This is a genomic window from Fulvimarina endophytica (genome assembly GCF_003403015.1).
Taxonomy (GTDB): Bacteria; Pseudomonadota; Alphaproteobacteria; order Rhizobiales; family Rhizobiaceae; genus Fulvimarina; species Fulvimarina endophytica.
In genome coordinates this window covers 369,267-384,418 of sequence record NZ_QURL01000005.1, presented here as the reverse complement: position 1 = coordinate 384,418, position 15,152 = coordinate 369,267, and the positions used below count along the sequence as shown (strand labels likewise).

Here is a 15,152-nt window from a genome sequence, read left to right as displayed (position 1 = left end):
GACCGGGTGGGCAATGGCGGGTGCCACCGGCGCGCCTTGCGTTACGTCATCAAAATGGTAAGTGCCGAACCGGGCACAGAAAGTGATTGAGTCGTGACGACTGCATGGATCGACGGCCAGCCGGTTTCGACCGGAGAGGCAGTTCGTGAGGCGGCGAAACTCCTTTCGTCGAGCCGTTTTCCGCTCGTCTGGGGCAGTTTCGACGACGCGTCCGCGCTGCGCGAGGGCACGCGTCTGGCCTCTCTCGCAGGCGGGGTGATCGACCATCGGGATCTTCCCACGATCGTCCCGCTCGTCGAGGCGCTGCGCGACAACGGCATGATCCGCGTCTCTCCGGGCGAAGCGAGGCGGCGGGCCGATCGCGTCCTAGTCCTCGGCAGCGACCCGTTCGAGAGCCGGACCGAACTCTTCGAGCAGATATTCTCCGTGCGGCCCGATCTCGGCCCGGCGAAGGAGAATGCGCGCGAGATCGTGCTTCTGGGACCGGCTTCCGCTTCGGCCGGCGCCTTCGCGAGCGCCGCAGGCGAGGTTCGCTCCATCGCGTGTCCGGATGGCGAGATCGGCGATGCCGTGGCGATCCTCAAGGCGGCTCTCGCGGGCCGGCCGTTCCATGACGGACCCTTCGAGGAGGGCGGGGCTCGGGCGCTTGCCGGATGGCTGAAGGACGCGGCCTTCGCCGTGATCGTCTTCGATGCCGCGCGCCTCGATGCGATCGCGATCGAGGTGGTCGCGGGTCTCGTTTCCGATCTCAATACCGACACGAGAGCATCCGCGCTGCCGCTTGCGCCGGGAGGCGCGATGGGGGCGGCCGAAGCTGCGCTCTGGACATCGGGCTTTCCCCTGCGAACCGGGTTCGGGCGGATCGATCCCGACCACGATCTCGTCCTGAACGCGGCCGACCGTCTTCTGTCTTCGGGCGAAGCCGATGCGCGCCTCGCGCTCTGTCTCGGCGATGCACGCCTCGGCGATCACGACGTTCCGACCGTTCTCCTGACGGGCGGGGAGGGCGTCGAGGCGGACCGGGCCCGCATCGTGTTCTCGGTCGGACAGCCGGGGATCGACCACGGGACGGTCGTCCACGAGGCGCGTTTCGGCAGCTTCGTCTCGCGGCCGGCCGAACGGTCGAGCATGCTCCCGAACGCCGCCGACATTCTGTCCGCCATCGCCGACGAAGTCGGTGCAAGAGTTTCTTCGAACGACGAGGCCCGTCGCTGATGCGGCGGGACGGAAAGGCAGGCTCATGCTGACGCGCCTCAAAGGCGGGCACGTGGTCGATCCGGCGAACGGCGTCGACGAGGTGCGGGATCTCTTCATCGAAGACGGGAAGATCGTGGCGGCACCGACGGACGCCGGATCGGCCGGGGAGGTCGTGGACTGCGGCGGTCTTATCGTCATGGCCGGTGCCATCGACATCCATTCCCATATCGCAGGCGGTCACGTGAACACGGCGCGCCTGCTCTTGCCGGAATGGCATCGTGCCTTTTCGGCCCGGCCCGGCGACACGGCGCTTTCCAAGGTCGGCTGGACCACGGAAGAGACCGGACTTCGCTATGCGGAGATGGGGTTCACGACGGTTGTCGAGCCGGCGATGGGGCCGCAATCTGCGCTCCACGCCCATCTGGAACTCGCCGATATTCCCATCATCGACAAGGCGACGCTCGTCGTCCTCGGCAATGACGACCTGCTTCTGTCGATGATCCGCGACGGCGAGAGTGCTGACGCCATCGCCGATTATGTTGCCTGGACCGTAGACGCGTCCAAGGCGCTCGGCGTCAAATGCATCAATGCAGGCGGCTCGGCCGCCTTCAAGGAGAATGTCCGCTCCTACGCCTTCGATGCCGAGGTGCCCGATTACGGCGTCTCCTCCAGGCAGATCGTCAAGGCGCTGCAACGGGCGGTGAAGGATACGGGCATCCCCCATCCGCTGCATGTCCACTGCAACAATCTCGGCATGCCGGGTAAATCGGCGGAAGCGGCCGAGGCGACGATCATGGCGTCCGAAGGACTGCCGCTGCATCTCGCCCATATCCAGTTCTACGGCTATGGGACCGAGGGCAAGCGTGGGTTCTCCTCGAAGGGCCAGGAGCTGGCGGCGCTCGTCAACCGGAACCCGGATGTGACGGTCGATATCGGCCAGGTGATGTTCGGCCAGACGGTCACGATCTCCTCCGACGAGATGCGCCAGTTCGCAGGGCGTGCGCAGGCCAGCCCCGGAAAGTCGATCATCCTCGACCAGGAGGCGAACGGCGGCGGCGTCGTGCCGATGAACTATCAGGAGAAGAGCTTCCACAACGCCCTGCAATGGGCGATCGGGCTGGAACTCTTCCTGCTCATCGAGGACCCGTCCCGCGTCTTCTTCACGACCGATCATCCGAACGGCGCGCCGTTCACGACCTATCCCGACATCTTCGCCCTGCTGATGGACCGGGACATGCGGCAGACCTGGATCGAAGCGCTGCCCAAGGGCGTCGCCAAGTGGACGAGCCTGCCGCAGATCGAGCGCGAATACACGCTGAACGAGATCGCCACCATGACCCGGGCCGCGCCCGCGCGTCTGCTCGGCACGAAGGATCGCGGCCATCTGGGCGTCGGCGCGACGGCGGACATTTCCGTCTATCGCCCGAACGAGGACAAGGCGAAGATGTTCGCGGCGGCCGCCTATCTCTTCAAGGACGGCACGAAGGTGGTCGAGAACGGCGCGGTGATCGCGCGGCCTTACGGCCGGGCTCTCACGCTCAAGACCCAGAGCGATGCGGCGATGGGCTCTCGGCTCGATCGCTATTTCGACGATGCCTACGGGCTCGATTCGCGTTGGTTCAAGGTGGATGGTGGCGCGCTTCGCCGCGACATGCCGTTCCGGGAGGTCCCATGCCTGTAATCGATCTGGCCGCCACGGTGAACGGTGTGCGCATCGACGACGACTTCGCAGAAGCGTTTCCGATGAGCGGCACCGCGATCCAGATCACGGCCATCAACGAGAAATGGGCGCTGGAAGCGGCGACCAAGATGACAGGCTTTGCGACATCGGTCATCGCCTGCGGCTGCGAGGGCGGCATCGAACGAGTGCTGTCGCCGGACGAGACCTATGACGGCCGGCCGGGCGTGCGCGTCCTTTTCTTCGGCTTCGATTCGGGCGGTTTGGAAAAGCAGGTCACCACCCGGCTCGGCCAGTGCATCCTGACCTGTCCGACCGCCGCCTGCTATGCCGATTACGAAGCCGAGACGACCATCGAGCTCGGCTCGGCGATCCGGTATTTCTCCGACGGCTTCCAGGTCTCCAAGAAGTTCGCCGGCAAGCACTTCTGGCGGATGCCCGTGATGGAGGGCGAGTTCCTCTGCGAGGCGAAGGTCGGTTACACCGCCGAAAGCGTCGGCGGCGGCAATCTCCTCATCATGGCCCGCGATGTCCGGGGCGCCCTCGCGGCCTCCGAGGCTGCGGTGGAGGCCATGAAGGCGGTTCCGGATGTCATCATGCCGTTTCCTGGCGGGATCGTCCGCTCGGGCTCCAAGCTCGGCGGGAAGTATCCGGGCATGATGGCCTCTTCGAACGACGCCTACTGCCCGACGCTTCGGGGCGCGACCCAGTCGAAGCTCGACGACGATATCGGCTCGGTGCTGGAGATCGTGATCGACGGGCTGACGGCGAAGGCGGTGTCGGACGCGATGCGCGCCGGCATCAAGGCGATCTGCGATCTGGGGTCCGAACGAGGCGCGCTGCGTATCGGGGCGGGCAATTACGGCGGGGGCCTCGGCCCGCACCATTTCGCGCTGAAGGAGCTTCTGCCATGAGCGCGCTGACCTTTCGGCTGAAGGGCGAGCCGGAGGAGAGGATCGACTGTTCCTCTCTCGTGCCCCATCATCTGGCGAACTTCTCCCCAGCCGAGATCGCGCGCCTCCCGGTCGGGACGACGAAGCGCGGGCTTCTCGTGGGGGACGTCTTCGAGGTTTCCAGGAACGATGCCGGCGAGATCCGTTTCGAGGGCGGCTCCGGACGGCTCGACCGGATCGGACAGGCCATGCAGGGCGGCGTCATACGCGTCGCAGGCCCGGCAGGCTTCCGCTTCGGCCGGGCGATGACCGGCGGTGAACTCCATGCCGAGGGCTCGGTCGGCGATCTCTGCGGATCGGCCATGGCAGGCGGGCGAATCACGGTCGGCGGCGATTGCGGTGCGCGGCTCGGGGGTCCCGATGCCGGCGAGATGAAGGGCATGTCCGGCGGCACCATTCACGTCAAAGGCAATGCCGGCGAGCGGGCTGCCGACAGGATGCGCCGCGGAAGCGTTCTCGTCGGCGGCGACTGCGGAAAGGACGCCTTCTCCCGGATGATCGCCGGCACCGTCGTCGTTAAGGGGAAAGCCCACGGTGTACCCGGCCGCCTGATGAAGCGGGGAACGATCGTCCTCATGGGGGGCGCCGAACGCTACGCACCGACCTTCGTCGATGCAGGCGTCCACGATCTCCTCGTCCTCAAACTGATGGCGAAGGCTCTCGGTGAGGTGTTCGGCGTCGTTCCCTTCGACGGCTCTCCCATGCGCAAAATCAGCGGCGACACGGCCATTCTCGGCCTCGGCGAGATCTACGTCCCGGCCTGAGGAATGGGTCGCTTTCGTCCGGTTCGATCCTCGGCCGAAGAGATTTCTTCGATTCGCCTCGGAGGCGTGAAACTTCCGGCTTGCCCGCTTCGTATCTCACTGCGCATGCCGGTTGGGACGGGACGCAGGCGCCGCAGTTCGCACGATGGTACGGGCTGCGGCGTCTTGACCGGCCGAGACGCTTGCCAAGTCCGGCTCGCCCATCGCATGATCCGGGCCGGGCACCGCGACCGGTCGGCCGACGAGACGTGTCGGACACCGGTCACATTCGTTCTTGGGAGGAACGTGACGCGATGCTGGTCGATCTGATCCTGACTGTCTGCATGATCTCCAATCCCCAGTCCTGCAAGGAAGAACGGTTGAGCTTCGAGGCCCGCTCGTCTCTGGCGCAATGCGTGATGCTTTCAACGCCCTATGTCGCCAAATGGGCGGGTGACCATCCGAAGTGGAAGGTCCGAAGCTGGAAGTGCGGCTGGCCCGAACAGCGCGATCAGAAGATCTGAACGCGGTTTGCGGCGGCGTGCCGGGCGGGACGCCGATCGCGGGGATTCGAGGCGGACGCGTGTGGCGCGCAGACCGTCGTTGTTCGATCGAAGCCGGTCCCCTCACATCCTTGATCTTACACATCGTTTTCATTTCGTTCGCGCTTGCGGGTGGCGTGAACGGATGAAGAACGCTATACTCCATCCATGGCCAAGATTTCCCTGCGCGACAAGCTTGCGATCCTTTCCGATGCCGCGAAATACGATGCCTCCTGCGCATCCTCCGGCGCCCCGCAGCGCAATTCGGCCAAGAGCGGCGGCATCGGCTCGACCGAGGGTCACGGCATCTGCCATGCCTATGCACCCGACGGGCGCTGCATCTCGCTTCTGAAAATTCTGATGACGAATTTCTGCATCTACGATTGTGCCTATTGCATCAATCGGTCGTCGTCGAATGTGCAGCGTGCCCGGTTTTCGGTTCAGGAAGTCGTCGATCTGGTGATGAACTTCTACAAGCGGAACTATATCGAAGGGCTGTTTCTGTCCTCCGGCATCGTTCGCAACTCCGATTACACGATGGAGGAGATGGTCCGCATCGCCCGCAAGCTGCGGCTCGAAGAGAACTTCGCGGGCTATATCCACCTGAAGACCATCCCCGACGCCTCGCCAAAGCTGATCGAGGAAGCGGGCCTGTTCGCCGATCGCCTCTCGATCAATATCGAGCTGCCGACCGATGTGGCTCTGTCGAGCTTCGCACCCGAAAAGGACCCGCGCGACATCCGCCGGTCCATGGCGCATCTTCGCGAGAAGATCGACGAGCATCGCGGCAGCAAGAAGGATCGGACCAAGCCGAAGTCCTTCTCTGCGAGCGGCCAGTCGACGCAGATGATCGTCGGGGCGGACGATGCGAACGACGATGCCGTTCTGGGGCGCTCGGAAAATCTCTACGGCAATTATCGTCTGAAACGGGTCTATTATTCCGCCTTCTCGCCCATTCCGGATGCGACCGCGAAACTGCCTCTCGCCAAGCCTCCGCTGATGCGCGAGCACCGGCTCTACCAGGCCGACTGGCTGATGCGATTCTACGGCTTCGAGCGACAGGAGATCGTCTCCGGCGGCGAGGACGGCATGCTCGACCTCGTCATCGATCCGAAGCTGGCCTGGGCGCTGAAGAACCGGGACCGGTTCCCTGTCGACGTCAATCGCGCCGATCGCGAAATGCTGTTGCGCGTTCCGGGCTTCGGAACGCGTGCCGTCGACCGCATCCTTTCGACCCGCCGCCACCGGTCGCTGCGGCTCGACGATGTCGCCCGGCTCTGCCAGTCGGTGGACAAGGTGCGCCCGTTCATCATCGCTCTCGACTGGTCGCCGGGCCATCTCACCGATGGCGAGAAATTGCGCGATCGTTTCCTGCCGAAGGCTGCGAAGGATACCAAGCAGCTCGAATTGTTCTGAGCGCGCCACAGGGCAGAGAGCGACTCATTCGGACATTCTCGGCAGCGAAGGCATTCTGGTTCTAGCGGGCAAGCGGTGCCTGGGGTGAATCCGTACCGGGATACGGCATTTCCGTCTTCGACCCTGGCGGGCGATCGTCTATACGCGCGGGAGCCCATGACGCGATCTCGTAATCCGGTTCTGGGCTTCGATGTCGTGGGGACGCGTCGCACGCTCAGGAAACAGGGCCCAAGGGCCGGTCCAATGCTCCGGGCAGGTGCGGGCAACGGGGGATGATCGGATGGCGATCGAGACAGGCTCCGAACGGGGCGGTCAGGGAAAACCGCATGGTGGGCCGCTGGTCTGGCTGCGGCGCCCGCGCAGGGAATGGGGTCCGGACGAGAAAGCCGTCGCAGAGGCGATCGAGTCCAATCAGCCAATCTCGCTCGATCCCGTGGAGCATGTGGAGGAAGACCTCACCTTCGGCGAGCGGGCCGCCGACGAGGTCGCGCGCTTCGGCGGCTCCTGGTCGTTCATCATCCTCTTCGTCGGCGTGCTGGTCGTCTGGATGATCGTCAATTCCGTCATTCTCGCAACGGATGCCTTCGACCCCTATCCGTTCATTCTCCTGAACCTCGTCCTGTCCTGCATCGCGGCGGTCCAGGCGCCCGTCATCATGATGAGCCAGCGCAGGCAGGACGAACGCGACCGCGCCTCGGCCGAGAATGACTACCGGGTCAATCTGAAGGCCGAACTCGAGGTTCGCGAGATCCGGGAGATTCTCAACCAGATGGCCGTTCAGCAGCAGGCGGCGTTCGATGCCATTGAGGCCGAACTCCGGCAATTGCGAAACACAGAGGATCAACGACCATGAATCCGTCACTGGCGGGTCGTCTCACCGATGACGGCCACGAACTCGATGTGAGGGTCTATTTCGAGGACACTGACTTCTCCGGGGTCGTCTACCATGCCCGCTACCTGCATTTTCTCGAGCGCGGGCGGTCGGACTTCCTGCGCCTGAAGGGGATCGGACACCGCGAACTGATGAGCGGGGAGCGCGGCGCGCCGATGGCGTTCGCCGTGCGCAAGATGGAGATCGAGTTCCTGCGCCCCGCGCGGATCGACGACGTGCTGCAGGTGGCGACCCGCACGCGGCAACTGGGCGGCGCTCGCGTGCTTCTCGATCAGACGATCATGCGGGGCGAGGAGCTTCTCGTGACGGCGAGCGTGAAGGTCGCGGTCATTTCGCCGGAGGGAAAGCCCATGCGCATGCCGGCCGAGGTTCTCTCCGTCCTCGATCCAAACACCGGCGGGGCGCCCTGAAAAATTTTTGCAAACAGCGGGGAGAATCGGTGCACGACCTGTGAAAATGAATGAACCGTAAACCCGTCCGAATTTTTATATCGTGCGATTTCAGAGGCTTATATCGAAACTTGCGCGAGGAGAGTTATCCACCACTAAATTTCAGGATACCGGCAAGTTCGAGGTCAGGTTACTTCTTACTCACAGGTTAACGCGGCGGGGGCCGAAGGGGATTTAAGACCATGATCGTGATCGTTGATAATCGTGAACTCGTCACCGATGGCTACCAGTCGCTGTTCGCTCGCGAAGGTGTCTCGGCCGCAGGCTTCTCCGCAGACGAATTCAAGGACTGGATCGAGACCGCTCCCGAGTCCGACCTGTCGGCCGTCGAAGGGTTCCTTCTCGGCGACTACGACGATCGCGCCACCTCCACCCGCACCATCCGCAACCGGTCCAAGGCGCCGATGATCGCCCTGTCCGAGAGCCGCAATCTCGACTCCACCCTCGATCTCTTCGCCGCCGGCATCGACGACGTCGTCGCCAAGCCGGTTCACGTCAAGGAGATCCTCGCCCGGGTCGGCGCCATCCGCCGCCGCGAGTCGAGCGAAGCGGCGAAGACCGTATCCGGCGAGATCGCCATCTATCAGGACGGCCGCGACGCCGAGGTCGCCGGCAAGGCGCTGGCGCTGCCGCGCCGCGAGCGCCGCATCCTCGAATATCTGGTCGCCAACAAGGGCCGCCGGGTTTCCAAGCAGCAGCTCTTCTCCGCCATCTACGGTATCTTCGACGAGAACGTTGAAGAGAACGTCATCGAAAGCCACATCTCCAAGCTGCGCAAGAAGCTCAAGATGCGCCTCGGCTACGATCCGGTCTCCTCCAAGCGCTATCTCGGCTACGGCATCGGCGTCGAGTAATCGGCCTTATCCCTTATCCAGACCTGTAACGATCGAACCGCCCCGGCCCCCCGGTGGCGGTTTTTTCGTGTCGGGGCCGGAGGCGGCCTCCGCTTCCGGATCGACGGAAACGTATTGCAAGAGCGCGGGGGAGCTTCGCGGATCAAGGAGGGCTTCGAGGGTGCAGGCGGGAGCGACCGACGCCATGACCCCGGAGCTTGCCGGTCCGGTGCCCGCGCGAGCCTGACGAAACGCCGGCCGGGTCACTCTCAGGCCAGGGCAAGCTTCGCCTCCTATCAATGCCCCATCGAAAATGGCCGAGGGGGCTGCGATGCGCAAGAGACGGCAAGGGGAGGGAGTGCCATGCGAGACGCCCGCCGCCCGCGCTCTCGCCACGTCCAGCGCAAGGGGCGATCACGAGGCCCGCAATGCCCTGATCTGGACCCGCGGACCGCGCGTCCGGCTTCCCGCCCGAGCGGACGCCCTCTGCCGTCCGCTCACAGCTTAAAGTAAAGTCGCCATGTCGCTTCTCTCGGCCTTCAACAATGCACGTTCGTCCCTTGCGGTCACAAGTCAGCAATCGGCTGTCGTGTCCCGCAACATGGCGAATGCCAGCGATCCGACGGCAACGCGCAAATTTGCCAATCAGGTCTACGACCGCAACGGTGCGGTGGACATCCTCTCCGTCTCCCAGTCCAGCGATCCCGCGCTCTATCGCAGCATGATCAACGGGCAGGCGGCCGTCGGGACGAACGAGACCGTCGCGACCGCGCTCGACAGGGTGCGGCAGATCATCGGCGACGTCGACGCGCAGACCTCCCCGTCGGCCTCCATCGCCGCAATGAAGAATGCCCTGACGGATCTCGCGGCCTCCCCGGAGAACGCGCACTACCAGCGCGCGGCGGTCGATGCGGCCCGTGATCTCGCCCTCAATCTGAACAACGCCACCGACGCCATCCAGACGATGCGCAAGGATGCCGATACCGAGCTTGCCAACGGCGCCAAGCGTCTGAACCAGCTGCTCGGCGATCTGGAAACGTTGAACGCCAAGGTCGTCTCGGGAACGGTCGGAGGCAAGGACGTCACCGACGAGATGGACCAGCGCGATCGCATCGTTGCGGAAATCTCGGGCTATGTCGGCGTCAATGTCCGCGTCAGGGCCAATAACGACCTCGTCCTGTCGACCGACTCGGGCATCGTCATGTTCGAGAACCGGGCGCGCAGCGTGGAATTCACGCCCACCCAGGCCTTCGATCCCGAGAAGCGGGCCGGCGGGGCCAAGGGAGCGCCCGGCGAATTCAAGATCGACGGCATCAGCATCGGCGGATCGAGCTCGATGGCCGTGCGCGAGGGATCCCTCGTTGCGGCGCTGAAGCTGCGTGACGATATCGGCAACGAATTCCAGGACCGCATCGACCAGATCGGCACGACGCTCGTCGAGCACACCTTCGCCGAGCAGAAGACCGCGGCGGACGGCACCGTGACCACGGTTCCCGGCCTCTTCGAGCGCACCGGACCTGGAACGATCTCGATCTCGCAGCGCGTCGACTACCGGCTTCCGGGCGGCGACGCCGCGCGCATCCGGGACGGCGGGATCGCGGATGCGACCTACACCTACAACACCGATGGCGAGTCCGGTTTCTCCGGCCGCATCAACGAGCTCGTCGCCCGTTTCGACGACAATCTCACCTTCGCGAACGGCGAGGTCGGACGCCTTTCGGACTTCTCGAGCGGCTCCATGGCCTGGTTCGAAGGCGTGCGCGGGACCGCGCGCGAGAACGCGTCCTATCAGACGACCATGGTCGCCAGAGCCCGTGAGGTGCTGTCCAGCACGACCGGCATCAATATCGAGGAGGAGATGACCCATCTTCTCGATCTCGAGCGCTCCTATCAGGCCTCGAGCAAGCTCATCCAGACCGTCAACTCCATGTTCGACAGCCTGTTGGCCATCCGGTAACCGAGAGAGGTCACGTAGCACCCATGACGAATTTTCTCGTCTCGTCCTTTTCGCTCTCGGCAGCGCCCCGCAATTCGGTTTCGCGCATCCAGCAGGAGCTGACGATCGCCCAGAAGCAGGTGGCGACGGGCCGCTTCGCCGATGTGGGCGAAGCCCTCGGCGTCACGGTCGGCCGGACCATATCCATGCGCGCCGAGATGTCGAACATCGAGAAGCTCAAAGGCGCGAACACCTCGATCGCCCAGCGTTTCGATACCATGCAGGCCGTTCTCGAAACGGCGGCCGGCTCCGGTGAGAACCTCATGTCCTCGATCATCTCGAACGGCTCGACCGACGAGGGGATCGCGACCAACCGCCGCCTGGCTCTCGCCAATATCGGCCAGCTCGTCGGCGTTCTCAACAGTTCGTACGGGTCGCGCTACCTGTTCGGCGGCGGGAAGACCGATACGGTGCCGATGAAAAGCGACATCGTCAACGACTACGCCACCTCCCAGGCCTCCGGCACAGTCGACACGGCCTGGCAGACCTTCGTGACCGCCAATGCGGGCGGCGATCCCTCGCTGGTCACCGCCGATCAGATGAAGAGCTTCCTCGACAACGAATTCGCGGCGCTGTTCGTCACGGGCAATACGGATCCGGCCCTCAACACCTGGGATCTGCACTGGTCGAACGCCTCCAGCAGCCAGACCCAGGCGCGGATCGGCGAAAGCGATCTCATCACGACCTCCGCCTCGGCGAACGACGACGGCTTCCGCAACATGATGAAATCTTACGCCATGCTGGCCAATCTCAGCGGCGAAAGTCTCAGCGACGAAGCCCGTCAGGTTCTCACAAGTCGTTCCGTCGAGACTCTGTCCACCGGCCTATCGCAGGTGACGGATCTCAGATCCGAGATCGGCATCGGCCAGGAGCGGATCAGCCGCGCGAACGACGGACTGAAGGCGCAGACCTTTATCCTAAAAGTCGCGATCGGCAAGGAGGAGGAAGTCGATTCGTACGAGGCCGCGATCCGGGTCACGAACCTGACCAACAATCTGGAAGCGTCCTACGCGCTGACCGCGCGGATCTCGCGTCTCAGCATTCTCAACTACCTGTAAGTGCAGTCCGCTCTGCTTCCCGCGATGGTGCCGTCGCTTAGGGAAGCTGCCGCAACAGAATGATCCATGGTCCGGTCCCGGCATGGAAACGCATACCAAGGGGTTTCGATGTATCAGTTTTCATATGCGGAAGTCGCTCAGGATACGGCGGTCGACGCACGCGAGCGCGAGCGCCAGGCCCTTGATCACTCGATCGCACTTCTCGAACGCGCCGCCAAGAACGGCCCGCGCAGCCGCGATGCCATCGAGGCGATCTACATCACGCGCAGCCTCTGGGCGATCCTCGTGGAAGATCTCGGACAGGCCGAGAACGGCCTGCCGCAGGAACTGCGTGCCGAGCTGATCTCGATCGGTTTGTGGATCATGAACGAGGCCGAGGCCATCCGGGCGGGTCGGTCGACCAACTTCAAGGGCATCATCGAAGTCTCCCGCATGATCCGCGATGGTCTGAACTGATGTCGACGCTGCGGATCTCGCTGCGGGCCGGCGAACGGATTTTCGTCAACGGGGCGGTCGTGAAGGCCGACCGGAAGACCACGCTCGAATTCCTGAACGACGTGACCTTTCTTCTCGAAAGCCACGTCATGCAGGCCGAAGACGCCACGACCCCCCTGCGCCAGCTCTACTTCATCGTGCAGATGATGCTGATGGATCCGGCCAATGTGGACGAGTCGCGTTCGCTCTTCGCCCGGTCGCTCGCGACCATGCTGAAGACCTATTCGAACCGCGACATCCTGGCCGGACTCCAGGACATGCACGACATGGTGGAGCGCGGGCGCAGTTTCGAAGCCTTGAAGTGCCTGCGCACGCTCATCCCGATCGAAGACCGCATCCTCGGTCGGCCGGAGCGCAACGTGGTCCGCCCCAATAGCGGGCGCCCGGTCCAGCAGGAGACCGTCAAGCCCCGGCTGGTTGTTGGAGGAATGTCATGAGCGTCGCGCCGACCAGCGGCGCGGGCGCCGCGCAATCTTCAGCCCAGCAGAGCCAGCTCGCCAAGAGCGCCAAGGCCGATCTCAATTATGATGCCTTCCTGAAGCTCCTCGTCACGCAGATGAAGAATCAGGACCCGCTCAAGCCGGCGGAATCGACCGAATACATCGCCCAGTTCGCGACCTTCGCGAATGTGGAGCAGTCGATCCAGACCAACAACCGGCTCGAAAGCCTGATGACGGTGTCCGCGCTGACCCAGGCCGACGCCCTGATCGGCCGCACGCTCTCCTCGTCCGATGGATCGCTGTCCGGCACGGTCGCCAGCATCCGCGCGGTGGGCGGCGGGATCCAGGCGACGCTCGAAGGCGGCAAGACCGTCATGCTCGGCGACGGCGTGTCCGTCGCCTGACATCCGGACCATTCGGCGCGGAACCCGCGTCGTCATCGATGATCGGGCGCATGATGCGCCTCGACACTCGTTCACCGGCTCCATCGCCGAAGCTATGAAGGCTGCACCATGAACCAGGCCGACGCCATCGACATCGTCCAGGAAGCGATCTGGACCATCGTCATCGCCAGCACGCCGGCCGTGGCCGCGGCGATGATCGTCGGCATCGTCATCGCGCTCTTCCAGGCGTTGACGCAGATCCAGGAAATGACGCTGACCTTCGTGCCGAAGATCCTCGCGATCTTCATCGTGATCGGCATCTCCGCCTCGTTCACCGGGGCGCAGGTCTATGCCTTCACCCAGGAAGCCTATTCGCGGATCGAGACGGGTTTCGACGTCGAGCGCTGAGGACACGCGTCCGAGCCGCCGAAAGACCTGCCGCAGGCACCGAACGGCCGCACGGCCGGAGACCGGGTGATCGTCGGCGCATGCCGGGCTGCGCATCAGGCGCGGCCTCAACTGACGGCCTGGAGGACCTTCGCTATGCCCGGTCAGGCTGAGATCAGTTATCCGACTTAAGACTTCCTTAAACTATCGGGACACGGCGTCATGAGGACGCCGTCCGGCTGGGCAGTTGCTATCGGAAGGGCTCTCGAATGGACGAGACCGACCAGTTGCAGATCGAGGACGGTACGGCGAAGAAGGGCGGCATGATGCCCCTGATCCTCGCGCTCGTGGTCGTCACTCTCGTCGGCGGAGGCGGCGGCGTCGCCATGGGCTTCCTTCTCGGCGGATCGAATGCGCCCGCCGAGACCGCGGATGCGAAGGCCGCGGACAAGGCTGCTGCACCCGACGGGCATGCGGCCGCGCCCGAGGGCGAGAAGGCTTCGTCCGGCCACGACAAGCCGGCAGCGGGTGCCCATGGCGAGGAGACGCTCGCCGAGGTTTCCGCCGAAGAGGAAAAGCCGCTTCAGGTGGTCGCCCTCAAGCCGGTCCTCACCAATCTCTACAATCCCTCCGGCACGTGGATCCGGATCGAAGCCTCGATCATCCTGCGGCAGGACGACGAGATCGATCCGACCGTTCTCGCAGCCGAGATCGAGGCCGATACGCTCACCTTCGCGCGCTCGCTCCAGATCGCGCAGATCGAGGGGACGCGAGGCCTGCTTCACCTGCGCGACGACCTGCGCGAGCGGGCCAAGCTGCGCTCGCCCGCGATCGTCGACTATCTGATCCAGGCCATGGTCGTCGAATGAGCCGGTCGTTTTCGCGCGGCGCGCTCAAAGTCGCGCTCGTGCTCCTCGCCCTTCTCGGTCTCACGGCCGTCGCACGGGCTCAGGTCACGAGCGGCTCGGTGCTTTCGGAACTCATTCCGGAAGGCGACGGGACGATGTCGGGGCGCATCATCCAGCTCTTCGGCATCCTCACGGTGTTGTCGATCGCGCCGGGCCTTCTCGTGATGGTGACGGCCTTCACCCGCATCGTGATCGCCCTGTCGATCATGCGCACGGGGCTCGGCCTTCAGACGACCCCCGCCAATCTGATCATCATCTCCCTGTCGCTGTTCATGACCTTCTTCGTCATGGCGCCGACCTTCGATCAGGCATGGCGAGACGGATTGCAGCCGCTTCTGGAGAACGAGATCGACGAGGAGGAGGCGTTCTATCGCATCTCCGATCCGTTCAAGGACTTCATGCTGACCCAGGTCCGTCCCTCCGACCTCGCTCTGTTCTCCGATATCGCGGCGGCCAACGATCGCAGCCGCGTCCAGCCGGAAGAGCAGGGCGCCACGGACGAGCGGGACATCTCGCTGAGCGTTCTCGTTCCCGCCTTCATGATTTCGGAACTGCGCCGCGGCTTCGAGATCGGCTTCCTGATCGTCCTGCCCTTCCTCGTGATCGACATGATCGTCGCGACCCTCACGATGTCCATGGGCATGATGATGCTGCCGCCGACGATCATCTCGCTGCCGTTCAAGATCCTGTTCTTCGTGCTGATCGACGGCTGGAACCTGCTCGTCGGATCGCTCGTCAGAAGCTTCTTCTGACGAGCTAAGGCCTGATGCGAGCGGGCGCGA

At 64.1% G+C, this 15,152-nt stretch carries 17 protein-coding genes; all 17 read left to right on the top strand.

Features of this window, described 5'->3' with window-relative positions; all coding sequences use genetic code 11:
* The first annotated feature begins 93 nt into the window (after positions 1 to 93).
* The 17 genes from DYI37_RS13805 to fliP all read left to right on the top strand — a co-directional run bounded on the left by DYI37_RS13805 (position 94) and on the right by fliP (position 15,122).
* On the top strand, positions 94 to 1,215 hold the full coding sequence (locus DYI37_RS13805) for a molybdopterin-binding domain-containing protein (RefSeq protein ID WP_116683834.1): 1,122 nt from the start codon (positions 94 to 96) through the stop codon (positions 1,213 to 1,215).
* 25 nt (positions 1,216 to 1,240) lie between these two features.
* Complete coding sequence (locus DYI37_RS13800) at positions 1,241 to 2,878, top strand: formylmethanofuran dehydrogenase subunit A (protein WP_116683833.1); 1,638 nt, start codon at positions 1,241 to 1,243, stop codon at positions 2,876 to 2,878.
* Positions 2,869 to 3,789: a formylmethanofuran--tetrahydromethanopterin N-formyltransferase gene (gene fhcD, locus DYI37_RS13795; RefSeq protein WP_116683832.1), complete on the top strand. Its 921-nt coding sequence runs from the start codon at positions 2,869 to 2,871 to the stop codon at positions 3,787 to 3,789. Before DYI37_RS13800 ends, fhcD begins: the two co-directional genes overlap by 10 nt.
* Complete coding sequence (locus DYI37_RS13790; protein WP_116683831.1) at positions 3,786 to 4,592, top strand: formylmethanofuran dehydrogenase subunit C; 807 nt, start codon at positions 3,786 to 3,788, stop codon at positions 4,590 to 4,592. The genes fhcD and DYI37_RS13790 overlap by 4 nt, the downstream gene beginning before the upstream one ends.
* A 293-nt stretch (positions 4,593 to 4,885) precedes the next feature.
* Positions 4,886 to 5,095, top strand: a complete 210-nt coding sequence (locus DYI37_RS13785; RefSeq protein ID WP_116683830.1) for a hypothetical protein — start codon at positions 4,886 to 4,888, stop codon at positions 5,093 to 5,095.
* Positions 5,096 to 5,281: 186 nt separating this feature from the next.
* Positions 5,282 to 6,529 (top strand): putative DNA modification/repair radical SAM protein, encoded by a 1,248-nt coding sequence (locus DYI37_RS13780; RefSeq protein WP_116683829.1) that lies wholly within the window; start codon positions 5,282 to 5,284, stop codon positions 6,527 to 6,529.
* 280 nt (positions 6,530 to 6,809) lie between these two features.
* A complete protein-coding gene (locus tag DYI37_RS13775; RefSeq protein WP_199520159.1) occupies positions 6,810 to 7,382 on the top strand; it encodes a DUF1003 domain-containing protein in 573 nt (190 codons plus the stop codon).
* Entirely contained in the window at positions 7,379 to 7,831 is a 453-nt protein-coding gene (gene ybgC, locus DYI37_RS13770) for a tol-pal system-associated acyl-CoA thioesterase (protein ID WP_116683827.1), read from the top strand. The genes DYI37_RS13775 and ybgC overlap by 4 nt, the downstream gene beginning before the upstream one ends.
* 221 nt (positions 7,832 to 8,052) lie before the next feature.
* Positions 8,053 to 8,724, top strand: coding sequence for a response regulator transcription factor (locus DYI37_RS13765; protein WP_116683826.1), 672 nt, complete (start codon positions 8,053 to 8,055; stop codon positions 8,722 to 8,724).
* 499 nt (positions 8,725 to 9,223) lie between these two features.
* Positions 9,224 to 10,660: a flagellar hook-associated protein FlgK gene (flgK, locus tag DYI37_RS13760; protein WP_116683825.1), complete on the top strand. Its 1,437-nt coding sequence runs from the start codon at positions 9,224 to 9,226 to the stop codon at positions 10,658 to 10,660.
* A gap of 23 nt (positions 10,661 to 10,683) precedes the next feature.
* The gene (locus DYI37_RS13755; RefSeq protein WP_116683824.1) at positions 10,684 to 11,757 is read left to right on the top strand and encodes a flagellar hook-associated family protein; all 1,074 of its coding nucleotides are present in this window, start codon (positions 10,684 to 10,686) and stop codon (positions 11,755 to 11,757) included.
* 108 nt (positions 11,758 to 11,865) lie between these two features.
* On the top strand, positions 11,866 to 12,213 hold the full coding sequence (flaF, locus tag DYI37_RS13750) for a flagellar biosynthesis regulator FlaF (protein WP_116683823.1): 348 nt from the start codon (positions 11,866 to 11,868) through the stop codon (positions 12,211 to 12,213).
* A complete protein-coding gene (gene flbT / locus DYI37_RS13745; RefSeq protein WP_425365050.1) occupies positions 12,210 to 12,689 on the top strand; it encodes a flagellar biosynthesis repressor FlbT in 480 nt (159 codons plus the stop codon). Before flaF ends, flbT begins: the two co-directional genes overlap by 4 nt.
* On the top strand, positions 12,686 to 13,096 hold the full coding sequence (gene flgD, locus DYI37_RS13740; protein ID WP_116683821.1) for a flagellar hook assembly protein FlgD: 411 nt from the start codon (positions 12,686 to 12,688) through the stop codon (positions 13,094 to 13,096). The genes flbT and flgD overlap by 4 nt, the downstream gene beginning before the upstream one ends.
* 108 nt (positions 13,097 to 13,204) lie before the next feature.
* Positions 13,205 to 13,483 carry a flagellar biosynthesis protein FliQ gene (gene fliQ / locus DYI37_RS13735; RefSeq protein ID WP_116683820.1) on the top strand — a complete coding sequence of 93 codons (279 nt, stop codon included), beginning with the start codon at positions 13,205 to 13,207 and terminating at the stop codon, positions 13,481 to 13,483.
* Positions 13,484 to 13,731: 248 nt separating this feature from the next.
* Complete coding sequence (locus DYI37_RS13730; protein WP_116683819.1) at positions 13,732 to 14,331, top strand: flagellar basal body-associated FliL family protein; 600 nt, start codon at positions 13,732 to 13,734, stop codon at positions 14,329 to 14,331.
* Positions 14,328 to 15,122 (top strand): flagellar type III secretion system pore protein FliP, encoded by a 795-nt coding sequence (fliP, locus tag DYI37_RS13725; protein WP_116683818.1) that lies wholly within the window; start codon positions 14,328 to 14,330, stop codon positions 15,120 to 15,122. The genes DYI37_RS13730 and fliP overlap by 4 nt, the downstream gene beginning before the upstream one ends.
* The last annotated feature ends 30 nt before the right edge of the window (positions 15,123 to 15,152 follow it).